Source organism: Ereboglobus sp. PH5-10 (assembly GCF_029504735.1).
Lineage (GTDB): Bacteria > Verrucomicrobiota > Verrucomicrobiia > Opitutales > Opitutaceae > Ereboglobus.
In genome coordinates, this window is record NZ_JAQFIP010000004.1 from 97,497 (window position 1) to 116,799 (window position 19,303).

18 protein-coding genes are annotated in these 19,303 nt (G+C 60.5%); 13 read left to right on the forward strand and 5 right to left on the reverse strand.

Annotation, left to right across the window (positions count from 1 at the left end; all coding sequences use genetic code 11):
* Window positions 1-25: 25 nt before the first annotated feature.
* The 4 genes from M2447_RS04805 to M2447_RS04820 all read right to left on the reverse strand — a co-directional run bounded on the left by M2447_RS04805 (window position 26) and on the right by M2447_RS04820 (window position 3,554).
* Window positions 26-736 (reverse strand): YrbL family protein, encoded by a 711-nt coding sequence (locus M2447_RS04805; protein WP_277557637.1) that lies wholly within the window; start codon window positions 734-736, stop codon window positions 26-28.
* 70 nt (window positions 737-806) lie between these two features.
* Window positions 807-1,556, reverse strand: coding sequence for a response regulator (locus M2447_RS04810; protein WP_277508052.1), 750 nt, complete (start codon window positions 1,554-1,556; stop codon window positions 807-809).
* On the reverse strand, window positions 1,553-2,782 hold the full coding sequence (locus tag M2447_RS04815; protein WP_277557638.1) for a histidine kinase: 1,230 nt from the start codon (window positions 2,780-2,782) through the stop codon (window positions 1,553-1,555). The genes M2447_RS04810 and M2447_RS04815 overlap by 4 nt, the downstream gene beginning before the upstream one ends.
* Window positions 2,783-3,002: 220 nt before the next feature.
* Window positions 3,003-3,554 carry an outer membrane beta-barrel protein gene (locus tag M2447_RS04820; protein WP_277557639.1) on the reverse strand — a complete coding sequence of 184 codons (552 nt, stop codon included), beginning with the start codon at window positions 3,552-3,554 and terminating at the stop codon, window positions 3,003-3,005.
* Window positions 3,555-3,846: 292 nt separating this feature from the next.
* On the opposite strand from M2447_RS04820, the gene M2447_RS04825 reads away from it, so the two are divergent.
* Window positions 3,847-4,908 (forward strand): hypothetical protein, encoded by a 1,062-nt coding sequence (locus M2447_RS04825; protein WP_277508055.1) that lies wholly within the window; start codon window positions 3,847-3,849, stop codon window positions 4,906-4,908.
* Window positions 4,909-5,005: 97 nt separating this feature from the next.
* On the forward strand, window positions 5,006-5,596 hold the full coding sequence (locus M2447_RS04830; protein ID WP_277557640.1) for an HD domain-containing protein: 591 nt from the start codon (window positions 5,006-5,008) through the stop codon (window positions 5,594-5,596).
* 198 nt (window positions 5,597-5,794) lie between these two features.
* Here the strand turns inward: M2447_RS04830 and M2447_RS04835 are convergent, their stop codons facing one another.
* Window positions 5,795-6,757 (reverse strand): putative sulfate exporter family transporter, encoded by a 963-nt coding sequence (locus tag M2447_RS04835; RefSeq protein WP_277557641.1) that lies wholly within the window; start codon window positions 6,755-6,757, stop codon window positions 5,795-5,797.
* A 199-nt stretch (window positions 6,758-6,956) separates the two neighbouring features.
* Here M2447_RS04835 and M2447_RS04840 point away from each other — a divergent pair, with 199 nt between their 5' ends.
* From M2447_RS04840 to M2447_RS04890, 11 genes are all read left to right on the forward strand, one after another.
* Window positions 6,957-8,594 (forward strand): fucose isomerase, encoded by a 1,638-nt coding sequence (locus M2447_RS04840; RefSeq protein WP_277557642.1) that lies wholly within the window; start codon window positions 6,957-6,959, stop codon window positions 8,592-8,594.
* 391 nt (window positions 8,595-8,985) lie between these two features.
* Entirely contained in the window at window positions 8,986-9,672 is a 687-nt protein-coding gene (locus M2447_RS04845; protein ID WP_277557643.1) for a DUF2238 domain-containing protein, read from the forward strand.
* 108 nt (window positions 9,673-9,780) lie between these two features.
* A complete protein-coding gene (rpmF, locus tag M2447_RS04850; RefSeq protein ID WP_108826504.1) occupies window positions 9,781-9,960 on the forward strand; it encodes a 50S ribosomal protein L32 in 180 nt (59 codons plus the stop codon).
* A 32-nt stretch (window positions 9,961-9,992) separates the two neighbouring features.
* On the forward strand, window positions 9,993-11,099 hold the full coding sequence (gene plsX, locus M2447_RS04855; protein WP_277557644.1) for a phosphate acyltransferase PlsX: 1,107 nt from the start codon (window positions 9,993-9,995) through the stop codon (window positions 11,097-11,099).
* Window positions 11,100-11,197: 98 nt separating this feature from the next.
* Entirely contained in the window at window positions 11,198-12,301 is a 1,104-nt protein-coding gene (locus tag M2447_RS04860; RefSeq protein ID WP_277557645.1) for a beta-ketoacyl-ACP synthase III, read from the forward strand.
* A gap of 12 nt (window positions 12,302-12,313) precedes the next feature.
* Window positions 12,314-13,360, forward strand: a complete 1,047-nt coding sequence (gene bamD / locus M2447_RS04865) for an outer membrane protein assembly factor BamD (protein ID WP_277557646.1) — start codon at window positions 12,314-12,316, stop codon at window positions 13,358-13,360.
* Between the two features lie 444 nt (window positions 13,361-13,804).
* Window positions 13,805-14,332, forward strand: a complete 528-nt coding sequence (locus tag M2447_RS04870; protein ID WP_277557647.1) for a UvrB/UvrC motif-containing protein — start codon at window positions 13,805-13,807, stop codon at window positions 14,330-14,332.
* A 31-nt stretch (window positions 14,333-14,363) separates the two neighbouring features.
* Entirely contained in the window at window positions 14,364-15,488 is a 1,125-nt protein-coding gene (locus M2447_RS04875; RefSeq protein ID WP_277557648.1) for a protein arginine kinase, read from the forward strand.
* Window positions 15,489-15,498: 10 nt separating this feature from the next.
* A complete protein-coding gene (locus M2447_RS04880; protein WP_277557649.1) occupies window positions 15,499-15,759 on the forward strand; it encodes a hypothetical protein in 261 nt (86 codons plus the stop codon).
* Between the two features lie 91 nt (window positions 15,760-15,850).
* Window positions 15,851-18,391, forward strand: coding sequence for an ATP-dependent Clp protease ATP-binding subunit (locus M2447_RS04885; protein ID WP_343215366.1), 2,541 nt, complete (start codon window positions 15,851-15,853; stop codon window positions 18,389-18,391).
* A gap of 659 nt (window positions 18,392-19,050) precedes the next feature.
* The gene (locus M2447_RS04890) at window positions 19,051-19,275 is read left to right on the forward strand and encodes a hypothetical protein (RefSeq protein WP_277557651.1); all 225 of its coding nucleotides are present in this window, start codon (window positions 19,051-19,053) and stop codon (window positions 19,273-19,275) included.
* Window positions 19,276-19,303: the final 28 nt, after the last annotated feature.

The window sequence follows — 19,303 nt, forward strand, 5'->3', positions numbered from 1 at the left end:
TTTGTGCGGCCGTCGCGCGGGTTTCTCAAGAGGTCATCGAACTCATCGCGCGGTCATCCACGCGCCCGACCTCGTTTTTCGCCCCGGCGTTCTGCGCGAGCAGGCAGTTTATTTGCTTGCGCAGGAACTTGATTCTTTTGCGTTTGGACATCCGGTTGTAGAAGCGAAAATAGCTGCAAAGCTTGATGCCGTTTTTGTCGCCGACGCCGTCGATTAGCACAAAGCGCATGCGGTTTGTTTCGCTGTCATGGGAATACACCATGTTATCCGGGCGCAAATCACCCACCACGACGTCGCTGGCGACAAACGCCACGGCGAAATCCTCAAACGCGGCGCGCACTTTTTTGTCGAACTTCCCCTGCTTGATGAGCTGGGTGAAATTCATCGCGTAGTTTCCGTCCCCGTCGCGCTCGGCTCCGCTCACCGAGGCGAGGCCCAAGTCCGTTTCGAGAAATCCATAAAATCGCTGCAAGAAAGGCGGCCGCGCCTCATTTGCCGCAAAACAGGCGATGTGCTCGATGGCCTCGCGCGCGGTGTCGTTGTAATATTTGAAACGGTCGAAATGACGCCGCCAGAATGATTGCGCGGCCTGCGTCCTTTGCCGGAACTCCGGCTTCGGCACTTTCAGCACAAGCGAATCGTTGTGCGGGTGCGCGTAGATCATGCGGTGCCCGCCCACTGCAATCGGGGTGCGATGGCTCAGTTTTAAAGGCAAATGTGTGATGTCTTGTGACATTTATGCGGCGGAGGCTTTTTCTCAGGCAACAAATTGAAACCATTTGATTACCCCATCGCCGGGGGGCGCGTCAAAGGGTTTGTCGTTCCCGGAAGAGACGGGCCTGTCGCCGCGAAAGGTCGATTTTTTTGCCGTTGTCCAGGGTGATCATGAGGCTGCCGCTAAACCAGGGTTCCACCGCGGTGATGTGCCGGAGGTTGATGAGCTGGGCGCGGTTGGCGCGAAAAAAGAGCGCGGCCGGCAAGCGCGCCTCAAGCGAGCTGAGGGAGCGTTTGACAACGGCCGTGCCCTTGCCGAGCCAAAGCACCGTGTGCGCGCCGATCGACTCGGCGCCGCGTATGCTCTCAACCACGACAAACGCGAGATGATCGCCGTCGCCGACAAGGATGCGGTCGCTCGCGCCGAACGCAGGCGCGGAAGCGCCCGCATGGTCGTCGGGCGAGGGCGGCTCATCCGCGGCGGCGTGGTCGTCGGGCACGAGGCGGTCGATGGCCGTCGCCAGGCGCGCGGGCGAGATGGGTTTCAAAAGGTAGTCCTTGGCGGCAAACTCGAACGCGCGCAGCGCGTGCGAATCGTATGCCGTGGTGAAGATGACGCGCGGCGCGTTCTCGCCGAGCGAGACGAGCAGGTCGAAGCCGGTTTCCTCGGGCATTTGCACGTCGAGAAAGATGAGCGAGGGCTTGTGTTTTGCGATGAGCTCGCGCGCCTGCGCCGCGTTGCCCGCCTCGCCCACGATGTCCACTTCGGGGTGGGCCTGGAGCAGGTCGCGCAGCTCGGCGCGCGCGAGGCGTTCGTCGTCGATGAGGAGGGCTTTGATCATGGCTGTGTGTCGGGATTAAAAGCGGGTGTCTCGCCTGTGATCAGGAAGTCAACCCCGTTTGCCGGCGCGGGCACTGCGGGGAGCGCGACCTTGGCGACCACGAGATGCTCCTCTTGCGAAACGGAAAGCGATGCGCGCTCGCCGTAGAGAAGCCGGAGCCGCTCGCGGATGTTGCGCAGGCCCGTGCCGGTCGTGAGCGGCGCGTCCTCGTCCGCGGGCTTGTCGGCGAGCACAAGAAATCCCTGGTTGGTGACGCGCAGATGAATTGTTTTTTCACCGCCCGTCCCGGCGCCGGCGTGCGGCTCCAGCCAGATTTCGCATATCACGTCGATGCCGCCGCTGCGCTGGTTGAGGCCGTGCTTGACGGCGTTTTCAACAAGCGTGAGCAGGAGCATGGGCGGGATGTTTTCGCGCAGCGCCTCCGGCGCGATTCGTTGCTTGATGCGAAGCCGGTCCTCATGGCGCAGGTGCTCGAGCGCGAGGTAGTCGTTCACGAAGCTGAGCTCGGCCGCGAGCGGGATGATCGCAAAATCGGAGAGTGTGAGCGAGTGGCGCATCATGTCGGCCAGGTGCGTGACCGCGTCGCGCGCCGCCTTGGGTTCGCGCTGTATGAGCGCGCGCAATGTGTTGAGGCTGTTGAACAGAAAGTGCGGGTTGAGCTGGCCCTTGAGCGCCATGAGTTGCGCCTCGCGCCCGGCGGCGAGCAGGCGGGCGCGCTCGGTTTCGAGGTAGCGGGTTCGCGCCTGATAATAATAGGCGCTATACAAACCGCCCCAGATCGTAAGCCCCACCGCAATGCCGATCCAGTTTAGGAACAATATGAAAAATAAGTTGTGCTCAACGGCGCCCTCGCTTCTGGCGATGCTGTTGAGCTTCCAAATAAGGGGCGCCGAGACGGCCAGAACGGCGGTCGAGGAGAACAGGCATATCACCGACACGCGAACCCTCAGCGGCTTGGACCGCGAGAACCACCTGCGCTTGCGAGCCACCAGCCAGATGATGTGCGAGCAGGTCGCCATCATAATCGTCTCATAGACTTTTATGCCCGCTATGTAAGACCTGTATTCCGTCGGCGTGCCGTCCCATGTGAAGTGTATGAAACTGAGAAGCAAAAAAAAGCCCCACAAACAAAACTGAAACCGAATGTAGTCGCGACGCGCCGTCGGATCGAACGGCTGCGCGCAGCAATCCGCCTCGGGCGTGTTTGGTTGGGTTGTGGTTGCCATGATGGGATTGCGAATGCTGTGCGAAGGGGCATCGCAAACGATGGTGGAAAAATTACGGGACTGATGGCTTGTTTGCCATGCTAAAAAAAGCTTACCCGGGCTCCTGTTACTCGTTTGAGCGTTATGTCTCTCCTACAATGCTCAATTTGCGAGGGAGCCCGGGCGCTATCCATGCTATACCAAACGCAGCTGAAGACCGCTGCGGAAACCGATGGACAAATTAAAACCTCACCGCGCAGTTGAGTCCCACGAGGGCCATGTTGCGCTCGCGCAGGTCGTTGGTCTCGTCAACATACATCCACTTGCCGCCGACGCCAAGGGAGGCGTTTTTGTTGATCACCCAGTCGAGCCCGAGCGACGCGCCGCCGGTGAACGCCGTGCGACTTTTGTTGCGGATGCCCGGCTGGTCCTTGCTCTTTTCAAACATCGCGCCGGCATGGACGCCCGCGCGCGCCTGGAAACATTTTCCAAAGGGAATCAGGTATTGGTAGCTGGTGGTGAGCGGCATGAATTTCATCTTGCCGGGGCCCTTGTCGTAATCCGCCTCGAAGTAGGCGAAGTCGAGGCCGACCTGGTGGTGCTTGTGAAAAATGGCGCCGCTGGAAATCGCTCCGCCGAAACCGTCGTCAAGGCCGTTGTTGGACGGAACCCAGAAGACCGAGGGCTTCACATAAAAACTGACGGGACGCGTCGAGACATCCCCGCTCAGTTGGGCGAAAGCCGAGCCGGCAAACGCGATTGCTAGGATTGAGAGTGCGATTTGTTTTTTCATGGCTGTCTTTGTGTTCTATTTTAAGGCCCGCGCGGCGACTCTCGTGAATCCCCGCGCGGAGCAGGTTATGGTGTCTTAAGGAAGCCGTGTTACCGGCCGCCGATGTGCGCAATTGATGGCAAACAAACGCGCCGTCGCGACAAAGAGTGCACGAACGGTCGCGCGCCGAAGGCGAACGGCGAACGCCCTCTCGCGAGCGGAGCGTTTCGCGCCTTTTGTTTGTTTGGGGCACAGCGATTCTGTCACAGCAATTCTGCTCGCGCGCCGCGCGCAATTTGCCTTGTATTCCCCCATGCATATTCTCGGAAAACCCACCCGCATCGTGACCCTGGCCGCCTTCCTCGCACTTCCGTTTCTCACCGCCGCCACGGCGCGCGCGTGGGACTACGAGGGCCACCGCGCCATCAACCTCGTCGCGCTCGACTCGCTGCCCGCCGACGCGCCCGCCTTCCTCCGCACGCCCGAGGCGCGCGAACGCATCGGCTTCCTCGCGGGAGAGCCCGACCGCTGGCGCAACTCCTACGATCCCTCCATCCGCCACATCAACCAGATCGAGCACTTCTTCGACGTCGAGGACCTCGAACCGCTCGGCATCAAGTTCAGCGAACTCCCGCAGTTCCGCTACATCTTCGTGAGCGACCTCACCCGCGCCCGCGACATCCACGCCGACAAGCTCCCCAAAATCGACCCCGTCCGAAACCGCGACGCCACGCGCGCCTACCCCGGATTCATTCCCTGGGCCATCGCCGAAAACTACGGCAAGCTCAAGTCCGGCTTCTCCTACCTGAAAGCCTTCGAGGAGCACGGCGGCACCGCCGAGGAAATCGCGCAGGCCAAGGCCAACATCCTCTACGTCATGGGCACCATGGGCCACTACGTCGGCGACGGATGCCAGCCGCTCCACGTCACGAAACACTTCAACGGCTGGGCCGGCCCCAACCCCAACGGTTACACACGCGCGCGCACCATCCACAGCTGGATCGACAGCGGACTCTTCAACAAAACCGGCGGCATCGACGCCGCCATGATCGCCGACCGCGCCAAGCCCGCCGAGCGCCTCTCCAACGCCCCCGACGACCCCGCCGGACGCGACCCGATCTTCGTGCAAATCCTCGCCTACATCGAGGGTCAGCTCCCCGCCGTCGAGCAAATCTACATCTACGAAAAAGCCGGCAAGCTCGACCCCGCGCAACCGCAGTCCAAGGAAGGCCGCGCGCTCCTCGAAAACCAACTCCTTCGCGGCGCCAAAATGCTCGGCGACCTCTGGTATACCGCCTACAAGGACGCCGGCCCCGACAACTACCTCATCACCAGCCTCAAGGCGCGCCAAACCCGCAAAGCCGCCGCCGAATAATTGCGCCTTCTGCCATCGGTCAGATCAGGCAAATCAGCCCGATCTGACTGACGCTCTTTCAGTCCTTCAGCCTTTCAGTTTTTCAGCCTTTCCCCTCATGGATCTCGCGCGCATAACCCAACAAATCCGCTTCATTATCGAAGCCGACAAACTCAAGGAAATTTTCCGCCAGACCATCTGCACGCAAAGCCGCCGCGCCGAAAACGACGCCGAGCACTCATGGCATCTCGCGCTTCTCGTCGTGATCCTCGCCGAGCACAGCAACACGCCCGGCATCGATCTCCTGCGCGTCCTGAAAATGGTCACCATCCACGACCTCGTCGAAATCGACGCGGGCGACACCTTCGCCTACGACACCGCCGGCATGGCCGACCAGCACGAGCGCGAAGCCGTCGCCGCCGACCGCATTTTTGGCATGCTCCCCGCGCCGCAAAACGCCGAATACCGCGCGCTCTGGGACGAGTTCGAGGCGCGCGAAACGCCCGAGGCGAAATTCGCCGCCGCCGTTGACCGTTTCCAGCCCATGCTTCTCAACTGCCTGACCGAGGGCGCCGCGTGGAAAAAGCACGGCATCACGAGCGACCGCGTCATCGCACGCAACAAACACATCGCCGAAGGCTCGGCAACCCTCTGGGCCTACGCCGAAAAAATGCTCGCCGATGCCATCGCCGCCGGCCACCTGGCATAGCGCGGCTGTTTCGGTTTAAATTGTCGTGAGAAACTGCCTTTTGGTAGAGCGAAGCCTCCGGCTGAGCCGCAACATTCCCGGCTCACCGGGACAGTATCAAACTGTTACTTAGCTAGGAACGCCCCACCTCAAAATGCGACCGAAATAAAAGGAGCCTCCATCCCCCAATGCCATGATGCCGGCGGGCGGAAAAATCCCTCACCGAATCCAGCCAAAGTTGATAGCGAGAAGCGTGAGCGCGGAAACGGCGAACCACAGGGTGACGCCGAGGACAAGCGGGCGGACACCGACGGCGCGGAGCGCGGCGGGCGTCAGGTTTGCGCCGATAAGAAAAAGCGTGAGAACAAGCAGCCGTCGCGCGAAGGCGGCCACCTCCCTCCCCGCGTCGGCCAGCGGAGGAATCCAGGTGACAACGGCGGCGGCGGCGATGAAGCCAAAGATAAACCACGGGATCGGCGGGCGGCGGCGTGTCGCGGCGGCATCCTTGTTCCTGTTGCGGGAAACCGCCCAGCCGATGACGAGGGAGAGCGGCGCGATCCAGAGGGCGCGGGTGAGCTTGACGGTTGTCGCGACGGGAAGCGACTCGGGGTCGTAATTGCCGGCGGCGCCGACAACGGAGCTGGTGTCGTGGATGGCGAGCGCGGACCAGAGGCCGAAGGCTTGCGGGTCAAGTTTGAAAAAATGTCCGAGCGCGGGAAAGATGAAGAGCGCGGCCGCGTTGAGCAGGAAAACCGTGGCGAGGGCGACGGTGGCGTCCTCGGATTTTGGCCGGATGACGCCGGCGATGGCGGCGATGGCGCTGCCGCCGCAAATCGCCGTGCCGCCGGTGATGAGCAAGGTGATGTCGCGCGGAACTTTTGCGCGGCGCCCGAGAAAAATTCCGAGGGCAAACGCAAGCGCGATGCCGACGATGGTGTAGAGGACGCCGCTTGCGCCGACGCGGATGAGGACGGCGAGATTCATGCCCGCGCCGAGCCCGATGACGGACGCCTGGAGAAGTTTCGTCGAGAGGGGTTTTGTGAGTTGGGGAACGGGATTGAGTTGCGCAAGGCCGATCACGATCCCGATGAGCAACGCCCACGCGCTATTGACCCAGTAGCAGGCGGCGAGCCCGGCGACGAGTGCGACATAAGCTGCCGTCTTGTGGAGAGTGGCGTTCACAGGACGCGGATTATTGCGCGGGCGAACGGAAAGACAAGCGACAGGTTTTCCGCCCGAACCTCCCTGCGTCGCTCCACACCAGATTGTGCGGCAAAATTCTCCCCGCGCCGTTTCCGCAACACCAAAATAATAACCTGCCAATCGCAGCGACTTTTTGCCAATTTAGTCCATCCCTTTTAATTAACCCCCATTGATTTCCATGAAAAAGAAACCCGCCTCAAAAATGAAGACCGTCCTCCTCGTCGCCTCCGGCGACCTTCGCCAGTCCGCCAACGAAACCTGCTGGCCCGCGCAGGCCGCCATGGAAAAACAGCTCACCGCCTGCCTCGCCAAACTCGGTTGCAAACTCTCGCGAGCGCATCCCTACAAACCCGCGCTCAAGCACGGCTTCATCGCCTCGCAAAGGGAGGGCATGGAGATTTTCGCCAGGCTCGACCCGAAGGCGCCGCTCATCGTCGCCGAGTCCGTGTGGCAGTATTCGCACCACGTGCTGCCGGGGCTCATCTCGCACCAGGGGCCGATCCTCACCGTCGCGAACTGGTCCGGCCAGTGGCCCGGCCTCGTCGGCATGCTCAACCTCAACGGCGGCCTCACCAAGGCCGGCAAAAAATATTCCACGCTCTGGAGCGAAAACTTCGACGACGAATATTTCCTCTCGCATCTCAAGGAGTGGCTCGCGACCGGCGTCACCAGGCACAAGACCTCGCACGTCAAGCCGCTCGCCAAATGCGCCGTGCCCGCGAAGGCGAGGGCCGTTGCGAAAAAAATCGCCGCCGATCTGCGCACGCGCAAATCGATCATGGGCGTTTTCGACGAGGGCTGCATGGGCATGTATAACGCGATCATTCCCGACGAGCTACTTTTCTCGACCGGCGTCTACAAGGAGCGCCTCTCGCAATCCGCGCTCTACTACGGCGCGACGCAGGTGAGCGACGCCGAGGCGCGCGAGGTTTTTAATTGGTATAGGAAAAAAGGCTTCACGTTCCACTTCGGCTCCGACGAGGAAAACGATCTCACCGAGAGCCAGGTCATCTGGCAGTGCAAAATGTATATCGCCGCGTGCCGCATCGCCGACGAATTCGGCTGCGAGGCCATCGGCATCCAATACCAGCAGGGATTGAAGGACTTGATTCCCGCGTCCGATCTCGTCGAGGGCACGCTGAACAGCTCCGACCGCCCGCCGGTGAAAAACGCCGCGGGCAAGGTCATTCGCGCCGGCGAGCCGATTCCGCATTTCAACGAGGTTGACGAGTGCGCCGGCCTCGACGGCTTGCTCACGAACCGCGTCCACAAGGCGCTCGACCAGCCCGTCGAAAACACGCTGCACGATCTTCGCTGGGGCGATTGGGACAAGAGCGGCACGGTCAAGGACTACGTGTGGGTGTATCTTATCTCCGGAGGCGCGCCCGCGGAGCACCACATCGGCGGCTGGGCTGGCAGCGACGGCTGGCGCCAAAGCAAGTGGTATTTCCGCCTCGGCGGCTCGACGCTGCGCGGCATCGCCAAGCCGGGTGAAATCGTCTGGAGCCGCGTGTTTGTTGAAAACGGAAAACTCAAAATGGACCTCGGCCGCGCAAAAGTCGTCGAGCTCCCCGCCGAGGAAACGCAGCGCCGCTGGGACGCCACCTCAAATGTGTGGCCGATCATGCACGCCGTGACCTACGGTGTGACGCGCGACCAAATGATGGCCCGCCACAAGGCCAACCACATCCAAGTCGCCTACGCAAAATCCGCGAAGGACGCCGACATGGCGATGTATGCCAAAGCCGCGCTCGCCGCCGAACTCGGCATTGAAGTCAGCCTCTGCGGCACCAAGGCCAACGGAAAGGCGTTTTGATACGCAGAAATATATAACAGTATATAATACAGTAAAACGGACGCATGAAAATGCGTCCGTTTTTGTAAGCGCGCGCTTTGCGCGCGAAACGGAAAGGGTGTAATTGCGATTGGTGGCAGTTTGGAGGAATACGCGACGAAGCGGGATTATTTTGGAGTGCGGTGGCAGAGGGAGCGCAAGCGACCGGCGACACCGCTTTGAATAGCGTAAGATTTTCACCGGACGCAAATCGTTCAAGGCGGTGTCGCCGCTTCGCTTTGCCACCGCACTCCAAAGGATGGTTTCTTTGCGCTTTGTCACCATTCGCAATTACACCCGAACGAAAAGATAAAAAAATCGCGCCGCTCGACACGCGCCGTTGATCTGCTTCACTTTCGCGAATCACAAACACATGAGCACACCGGCATTTCGTTCGCGCTATATTTTGGCGCTCCTTCTGATGTTTATCGCCGTCACGGTGCGATCGGGCATTGGCGCGCATTATCCGCAGGATTGGATTCTTGAAAACGGACTCGTTTTTATACTGATCGTTTTGTTCATGGTGTTTCGCCGGCGGTTTTTATCCATCTTTTCGCTCACCAGCTGGACGGTGCTTTTTGTGTTTTTCTGCATCAACGCAATCGGCGCGCACTGGACTTACTCCGAGGTGCCCTACCGCGAATGGTGGGCGTCGATCACCGGCGCCCCCCTGCCCCACGATGGTGTTTGGCCCGGGCGCAACCACTTCGATCGCATGGTGCATTTTCTTTACGGGCTCCTGTTTCTAGCGCCCATACGCGAATTCATGACGGCGGTTTCGCCCATCAAGCGCGGCTTTTGGAGCCACTTCGTGCCGCTCAATCTTATCATGTCCACATCAATGGTTTACGAACTCATAGAGTGGGCCGCGGCCGAGGTTTTCGGCAGCGAACTCGGCCTCGCCTACAACGGCTCCCAAGGCGACATCTGGGACGCGCAGAAAGACATGATGCTGGCCACTTTGGGCGCGTTGATTGCCACGCTCGTCCTGTGGCGGATCGAAAAACGCAAGTCTTTAACCGCTGCAAAACCATTGATTTCCACCCACCAAGACGCTTGACGCCGCGGCTTCGCGCCTTTTACTCCCTCGCCTTCACACAACTTCCAAGCGCCCGGAAAACTTCCGCGCCCTCTTACAAAACACTCAACGACCAACCCACTTTTCATCATGGCTAATCCGAAACGCAAACAATCCAAGCGTCGCAGCGCGCTCCGTCGCTCCGCCAACGCCTTCAAGGCTCCGCAATACGCGACCGACCCGACCGACGGCACCGCGTTCCGCCCCCACCGCGTCAACCCGAACAACGGCATGTATCGCGGCCGTCAAGTCCTCAACGTCGAGGTCTGACCCGCGACTTTTCGCAACTCCATCCGCCTGCGATGGAAGCCGCAATTCCCACGGCAGCGCAAACTGTGCCGCCCATAGAGCGCGTCAACCGCATAGCAGTGGACGCGATGGGGGGTGACCTCGGCCCAGCCGAAGTCGTTGCCGCCGTTAAGCTCGCCCTGGCCGAGTTTCCCGACATCTCGCCCGTCACCCTCGTCGGCGACGAGGCAATCGTGCGCAAACACGTCGCCGAGGCCGGCCTCGACAACCACCCCAAGCTCTCCTATTTCCACGCATCGGAAGTTATCACCATGGACGACAAGCCCCTCGTCGTCCTGAAAAAGAAAAAAGACGCCTCGACCATTCGCGCCATCGAACTCGTCAAGCTCGGGGCCGCCCGCGCCGTCGTCAGTTGCGCCAACACCGGCTGCCTCGTCGGCGCGAGCATCATCAAGCTCCGCACGCTCAAGGGCGCGGATCGCGCCGCGCTCTCCGCCATCATCCCGCGCGACGGCGGCCACTTTGTTCTCATCGACGCCGGGGCCAACCCCGAGGCAAAACCCGGGCACCTCGTGCACAACGCCATCATGGGCTCGCACTTTTCGCGCCTCGAATTCGGCATCGAAAAACCGCGCGTCGGACTGCTCACCATCGGCACCGAGGAAGGCAAGGGCAACGCTCTCATCACACAAACCCACGAGGCGCTCAAACGCCTCGGCGACCTCATCAACTACGCCGGCCCCGTCGAAGGCTTCCAAATCTTCACGAACGGCGGCGAACACCGACAAGCCATCGACGTCGTCGTTTGCGACGGCTTTGTCGGCAACATCTGTCTCAAAAGCTGGGAATCACTCGCCAAATTTTTCACAACCGAACTCAAATGCAACCTCATGGCCAACCCCGTTCGCAAACTCGGGGCGCTCCTCGCCAAAGGCGCCTTCGGAGAACTCCGCGAACGCGTGAAGCCCGAACGCTACGGCGGCGCGCCGCTCCTCGGCGTCAAGGGGGTTGTGGTCAAAGCTCACGGCTCGGCAAACCGCCAGGCCCTCAAAAATGCGATCTTCGATGCAAGCGAGATGATCAAAACCGACATCAACCAGCTCATCGAAAACGACATCGCGCGGGCGCAAGCCCTCATTGAAAACGCCGGCGAAGCCTGAGCGCGACGCGGCCGCGGTGCCATCACACCGAATGAGCGCGCCCGCGCCCAACTGCGAATTGTAATCCGTAAACCGCAAACTTTACCAACGCACCCTCCATGCCCGACGCCAACAACAACACCGCCGCCTACGCCAGCCAAACGCCCCTCGAGGCCGCCATCGCCCGCGGCGCCATCGCCATCCTCGGCACCGGCTCTTGCGCCCCGGCAAACATCATCACCAACAACGAGCTCGCCCGCCGCGGCCTCGACACCACCGACGAGTGGATACGCACCCGCACCGGCATCTCATCCCGCCACGTCGCATCGGAAGGCGAGGCCACCTCCGACTTCGCCGCCGTCGCCGGCCGCCGCGCCCTCACCGACGCCGGGCTCACCCCCGCCGACATCGACCTCGTGATCGTCGCCACCCTCACCCCCGACCTCCGCATGCCCGCCTGCGCCACCCTCGTGATGCAGAAACTCGGCATCAAAAACGGCACCCCCGGTTTCGACCTCAACGCCGCCTGCACCGGCTTCCTCTACGCCCTCGACACCGCCTGGGCCATGCTCTCCAGCGGCCGCTACAAACACGCCCTCATCATCGGCGCCGAAAAAATCTCCTCCATCCTTGACTGGAAGGACCGCAACACCTGCGTGCTCTTCGGCGACGGCGCCGGCGCCGCAGTCCTCGGCAAAACCCGCGCCCGCCGCGCCACCTTCGCCGGCCTGCACTTTTCCCCAAAACGCGCCCACACCCTCCCCCCCGAAATCCTCGGCGTGCGCCTCTACTGCACCCCCGACACCGAACTCCTCCGCATCCCCGTCGGCGGCTCGCTGCGCCCCCTCACCCCGGAAAACCACGCCGAACGCCAGCACTACATCCAGATGCACGGCAAGGAAGTCTTCAAAATCGCCGTCCGTGAAATGGAACGCGCCGCGCGTGAAATTTTGGAACAACACAACCTGGCCACCGATCAAATCTCCCTTGTCATTCCGCACCAGGCGAACCACCGCATCATTGATGCCATCGCCAGAAATCTCAACTACACCCGCGACCGCGTTTACGTGAACCTCGACCGCTACGGCAACACCTCCGCCGCCTCCATCCCCATCGCGCTCGACGAGGCGCGCCGCTCCGGACGCGTCCACCCGGGCGACCTGACACTTTTTCTCGCATTCGGAGCGGGCTTGACCTATGGCTCCGCTCTTGTTCGCTGGTAATCCACTCTCAACATGTCCAACCACACCGCCACACGCCTCCGCACGCTTCTTGCCCTCGCACTCATCACCCTCATCGCAGCGCCCCTCGGCATCGCCGCCGACCTCGTGTGGACACCCGAAACCGGTTGGAAATCCGAAGGCGGCATCCTTACCGGACTCACCGGCCCCGATGGACGCAACGCCCTCGCCCTCATGAACGCCGCGCGCAAGGAGGAGGAGGCCGGCAAGACCAAGGACGCCATTAAAAGTTACGAACGCGTTGGCAAACGCTACGGCAATTCCATCTACGCCCCCGAGGCCATGTATCGCGCCGCCACGCTCCGCTTTGAGAGAAACGAATTTCCAAAAGCCTTCACCGACTACCAGACCGTTGTCAGCCGCTACCCCAACACCACCCGATTCAACCAGATCATCGGCGAGCAATACATAATCGCCGCCGCCTACCTCAACGGCGCCCGCAGCCCATTCCTCTGGATATTCCCCGGCTTCACCAACCGCGAAAAAGCCATCCAGTATTTTGAGACCATCCTCTTCAACGCCCCCTATTCCGAATACGCCCCGCTCTGCCTCATGCACATCGCCGCCGGCCACCAGCGCATCGGCAACACCAACGAATCCCTCTACGCCCTCGACCGCCTCATCAACAACTACGGCCACAGCACCCTCACGCCCGAGGCCTACATCAAAATCGCCGACATCTACGCCTCGCTCGTTGACGGCGCCGATTACGACCAGGGCGCGACCAAGGAAGCCGTCACCTACTACGAGGATTTCATGATCCTCTATCCCAACGACCCCCACATCATCCAAGCGGAAAAAGGCCTTCGCAAGATGAAGGAAATCATGGCCCAGAGCAAAATTAACATCGCCGATTTCTACTTCAAGAAACGCGCCAACTACAAAGCCGCGCGCGTGTTCTACAACGAAGCCATCACCGTCTTCCCCGATTCCGACATCGCCGCCCGCGCGCGCAAACGCCTGGAGGAAGTCGAAGTCGCCGCCGCCAAGGCCACCCAAACCCCCAAGAAAAAGAAAAGGAAGTTCCTGGGTATTTTCTGAGCCCAAAAACGATTTTCAACTCCCGCACACGAACCCCATCGGTCCCATTGACCGCATGGGGTTCATGGTTTTGCGGCTCCTTGAAACTTGGGATTCGGGTATTCGAAACCGTTATCTCTACTCCGTATCGTTTATGTTGATGATCGCGCACAAACACGATTCATCAACAAAGGCCGTCTGGGACATTGTGGCGCATCGGTGTTGTCACACTGTGCGCGGACGTCCCGCGTTTTTTACGGTTCGGCATGGGCAACCAATATTTTCCCCATGCGTCCAGCATATCGCTTGCCTGAATCGTCATGGCATAAAGACTGCAACAGCCAAAAACGACAATCGACACACTCACCCATCGAATCTCTTTTCATATCGCGCTCACCACACAATTTAGAACATTTTTTGAATCCTTCTTGTCGATACCATCGACAAACGTGTTATATTCCAATCATGGCCAATCAGCTCAAATGCGTCTCCTGCGGAAAACCCGCAACCGTGCACTTTACTCAAATCCTTAACAATAAAGTGCATAAGGTCGATCTCTGCGAGGCGTGCGCCCAGGAAAAAGGCATCACCACACTCGCAGGATTTGAGCTCCCCCTCGATCTTTTCCCGCCCAAGGCCACATCCGAACCGACTGCCTCCGCTCCCGAATCAGGCCTCACGCTTCGTTGCGAAAAATGCGGCTTCACCGAGGCCGACTTCAAGAAAACGGGCCGCTTCGGCTGCCCCCACTGTTACGAAACCTTCAAACAAATGCTCGGCCCCATGCTCGACGGCATGCACAAGGGCACCGCGCACACCGGCAAGGTTCCCCGCCACGCCGCCGCGCGCAAGGAATACCACGACCGCCTTTCACAACTCGAACTCACACTGGCCAGCGCCATCAAGGACGAACGCTACGAGGACGCTGCCCGCTACCGCGATGAAATCGCCCAAGTCAAACAAACCTACGGGAAACAGGAAGCCGCGAGCTAAGACCGCGAAGGCCGCCGCGACCGCCAAACCAATGACGTTTGGCAGTCTCATCGCCACGCCGTCCGACCTCACCGACACCGCCTCCAGCAAATGCGCCATCGTCATGATGACGCGCATCCGCCTCGCGCGCAATCTCGCCTCCCACCGCTTCCCCGGACGCGCCAGCCCCGACGAACGCGCCGAAATCCGCGCCGCATGCCGGCAAACCATCGGCAGCCTCCCGTTGATGCAACCGGCCTACGACCTCGCGATCTCCGACCTCTCCGACCTTCAGAAACAAATCCTCGTCGAACGCCACCTCATCTCGCGCGAGCTCTCCGCCTCGCCCGACGGCGCCGCCGCCATGATCAGCGGCGATCAAACCTGCTCCGTCATGATCAACGAGGAGGATCACCTGCGCATCCAGTTTCTCCGCGCCGGCTTCCAGCTCAAAAAAACCTGGGCCGCCATCAACGCCTTCGACACCGCCATCGAGGACGCGCTCGAATACGCCTTCTCGCCCACCCTCGGCTACCTCACCGCCTGCCCGACCAACGTCGGCACCGGCCTACGCGCCTCCGCCATGATGCACCTCCCCGCCCTCGTCATCGGCGGTCACATGGAAAAAGTCGTCCGCGCCGTCAACCAGCTCGGCATCGTCGTGCGCGGCCAGTTCGGCGAAGGCTCCGACGCCTCTGGCTCCATCTTCCAAATCTCCAACCAAACCACGCTCGGCGAATCCGAGGAGCAAATCATCAAGCGCCTCTCCGCCGTGCTCAGCTCCATCGTCGAGCACGAGCTCAACGCCCGCGCCCGCCTCATCGAAAACGACTCCTCCAAACTCTTCGACAAAATCGGCCGCGCCTACGGCATCCTCCAAAACGCGCACCTGCTCACCTCCAGCGAGGCGATGAACCTCCTCTCGCTCGTGCGCCTCGGCATCGACCTCGGCATCTTCCCCGACTCGGGACGCCCGCTCGTCGACCGCCTCTTTATCGAAAGCCAGCCCGGCCACATCCAGAACAACGCAGGCCAGGCCCAAATCGAACCCGCCCTCCGCGACACGCTCCGCGCCGCCCAAACCCGCGCCGCCTTCGCCGACTTCGCGCCGCCCAACTTCATTCCCGCCATCGAAGAGCCGCCGCCCGAACCCGACACCGCCCCCTCGCAAAACTAACCTCACCACCATGAAAACCAGCGCCATCATCATGCTTCTCGTTGTCGGCACGCTCGCCGCCGGTTGTATCGGCGCGCCGCGCGCCGCAACCACACCCGAGGCATCCCAACTTGCGGAAGCGGCGGCCTTCGTGGACAATGCCGCGCGCGCGGAAAAAGCAACAAGCCGAGGCCGAAACCTTGAAGAAACAATCACCCGCCTGGCAATTCGTCGAAGTTTTCGCACAAGCCCTGCAACTCGCCCTGAAATAGCCAATCCTTTTCACCAATAACACGCGCGAGCAAAACCATACGCCACAGATTTCCCCTTAGGAGCAGCGGCTCCCAATCGAAAATCCAAAATCCAAAATCGAAAATTTCAGCATGGAACCAATGAACAACTTCACTCCCCGCGCCACCCAGGTCCTCGCACTTGCGCGCAAGGAGGCCGACCGCTTCCAACACAACTACGTCGGCACCGAACACCTCCTCCTCGGCCTCATCAAACTCGGCCAGGGCGTCGCCGTCAGCGTGCTCCAGAAAATGGGCCTCGACCTCGAAACCGTCCGCGGCGCGGTCGAGAAACAGGTCGGCGTCGGCACCGACGGCAAAAGCGCCGGCAACATCCCCTACACGCCCCGCGTGAAAAAAGTCCTCGCGCTCGCCGGCAAGGAAGCCAAGACGCTCAACCACTCCTACGTCGGCACCGAGCATCTCCTCCTCGGCCTCCTGCGCGAAGGCGAGGGCGTCGCCGCCCGCGTCCTCAAGTCGCTCGACATCGACATCGAGCGCACCCGCAACGAAATCCTTCGCGAACTCGATCCCAACTTCACCGGTGGCGCGGGCTCCTCCGCGGGCGAAGCCGGCACACCCGAGGAAGCCGGCGCGGGCTCCCCGCAACGCCCCGGCGGCGCCCCCGAGGACAAAAAGGAAGTCAAGACACCCGCGCTCAAGGCATTCGGACGCGACCTCACCGAACTCGCCCGCAAAGGCGAGCTCGACCCCGTCGTCGGCCGCAAGAATGAAATCCGCCGCGTCATCCAGATCCTCTGCCGCCGCACGAAAAACAATCCCGTCCTCATCGGCGAGGCAGGCGTCGGCAAAACCGCCATCGTCGAGGGTCTCGCCCTCGAAATCGCCAACGGCATTGTCCCTGAAATCCTCATGGACAAAAAGATCATCGGCCTCGACCTCGCGCTCATGGTTGCAGGCACCAAATACCGCGGCCAGTTCGAGGAACGCATCAAGGCCGTCATGGACGAAATCCGCCGCGCCAAGAACGTCATCCTCTTCATCGACGAACTCCACACCATCGTTGGAGCCGGCGCCGCCGAGGGCGCGATGGACGCCTCCAACATCTTCAAGCCCGCCCTCTCGCGCGGCGAGCTCCAGTGCATCGGCGCCACCACGCTCAACGAATACCGCAAATACATCGAGAAGGACAGCGCTCTCGACCGCCGCTTCCAGTCCGTGAAAGTCGAGCCGCCCTCCATCGAGGATACCATCACCATCCTCAAGGGCATCCGCGGCAAATACGAGGATCACCACAAGGCCATCTTCACCGACAAATCACTCGAGGCCGCCGTCAAGCTCTCCGACCGCTACATCACCGGTCGCTTCCTCCCCGACAAGGCCATCGACGTCATGGACGAAGCCGGCTCGCGCGCCCGCATCGCCAACATGGTCCGCCCGCCCGACATCGAGGCTCTCACCAAGGAAATCGAGGAAACGTGCAAACAAAAGGAAGCCGCCATCGCCGGCCAGCAATTCGAGGAAGCCGCCAAATTCCGCGACCAGGAAAAACAACTCCGCGCCAAGCAGGAGCAAATCCTCGCCGACTGGAAAAAATCCCGCGACGAAAAACGCGTTGAAATCGGCGAGGACCTCATGATGCAGGTCGTCGCCGACTGGACCGGCATTCCGCTCACGCGCATGGAGAAAAAAGACAGCGAAAAACTCCTCACGCTCGAAACCGAAATTCAGAAAGTCGTCATCGGCCAGGACCCCGCCGCCAGCGCCATCGCGCGCGCACTGCGCCGCTCCCGCGCCGACCTCAAGGACCCGCGCCGCCCCATCGGCAGCTTCATGTTTGTCGGCCCCACCGGCGTCGGCAAAACCGAGACCGCCAAGCAACTCGCCGCACAAATGTTCGGCAACCAGGACGCGCTCATCCAGATCGACATGAGCGAATACATGGAAAAGCACGCCGTCTCGCGCCTCATCGGCTCGCCCCCCGGCTATGTCGGTTACGACGAGGGCGGCCAGCTCACCGAGGCCGTGCGACGCAAACCCTACGCCGTCATCCTCTTCGACGAAGTGGAAAAAGCGCACCCCGACGTGCTGCAAATCCTCCTCCAAATCCTTGAGGACGGACGCCTCACCGACGCGATGGGCCGCAGCGTGGATTTCCGAAACACCATCATCATCATGACCTCGAACGTCGGTGCCTCGCTCCTGCAACGCCAGACCTCGATGGGCTTCGCCGCCGCCACCAGCGGCATCAGCGACCATGAGAAAATGCGCGAAAAAGTCCTTGAGGAAGCGAAGCGCGTTTTCCGTCCCGAGTTCCTGAACCGCATTTCGGACATCATCTTCTTCCGTCCGCTCAACAAGGACGACATCACGAAAATCGTGGACATCGAAGTCGCGAAATTCGCGAAACGCCTTGTGGAGCGCAAAATCGACCTCGTCTTTGACGACGCGGCAAAACTGTTGCTCGTTGAAAAAGGCTACGATGAAAAATATGGCGCGCGCCCGCTGCGCCGCGCCGTGGAGCATTATTTGGAAGACCCGCTCGCCGAGGCGATCCTGCGAGGCGACATCAAGGACGGCGCGCCCGTGGAAATAAAACGCGACGGCGAAAAGCTAACCTTCTTCCAACCCAACGCGCCGACGACCCCGCCAGCGCCGGCGTCGTCGGAGTGAGTTGGAGTAAATCGGAGTAAGAGTAAGCATGAATGATTAAACCCCAAAGGGGTTTCACAACTTAGCCCAGGGTCGGCGACAACGGAGCCTACCCTGGGTATTTTGTTTTTTGATACACAACCCTGAAAGGGTTGCACAACGCAGTGTAATCCAATAACCGGTTGAACTAAAATATGCGGCATATTTGGGTTTGCTTCATCGTCATCTTAGTCGGCTGCGCGCCCCAGCCGGAAAACCCTCCCTTCTTAATTGGCGAGCACGGAACGCTATTTGTATCAGATAAGAATCAGTCTGATGGCTACATGGTTGGCATTTTCCGTGACGGCTCATGCGTAGAAATCGTATGCTCGGAGCTTGATAAGAGTTCGCCTGCAAATTGGAAAACAAGGAACATATATCACACTGGGTGGGGACTTAACGATAAGAAGATAAAATTCGTATCATCAAAAGACGGGAAACGACATGTATTCCGCATCGAGAAAAGAAACAACGTATGGTTACTTATTGAAGATGTTCCATCTGATGGTTGGATTTTATATGAAGAGAAGGCGGAATAGCAAAACGGGGTCGGATCGCGCGTTGTTGATCCTGCGCCTTTCTGTCTTTTCCATCCAAGTTCTTCCTCTCGACAAATGGAGGGTTTGAGGCAGTGTTCGGGCATGTCCACCGTTGTCGAAATCGAGGCCGCCATTGAGAAACTATCCGTCGATGCGCAACGTCAGCTTGCGGCGTGGCTCGACTCGAAACTCTGGCCGGAAACACCAGCCCTGCTTGACGCCATCAACGAGGCTGAACGTTCACTCGCCGACGAGGGCGGCGTTGCTGTTGAGGATGTGCGCAGCAATGTTTTCATTCAGTCCAACGCGACGGAGTCGGCGGAGTAATCTCTTTGACATAAGAAAAGCAATGTCC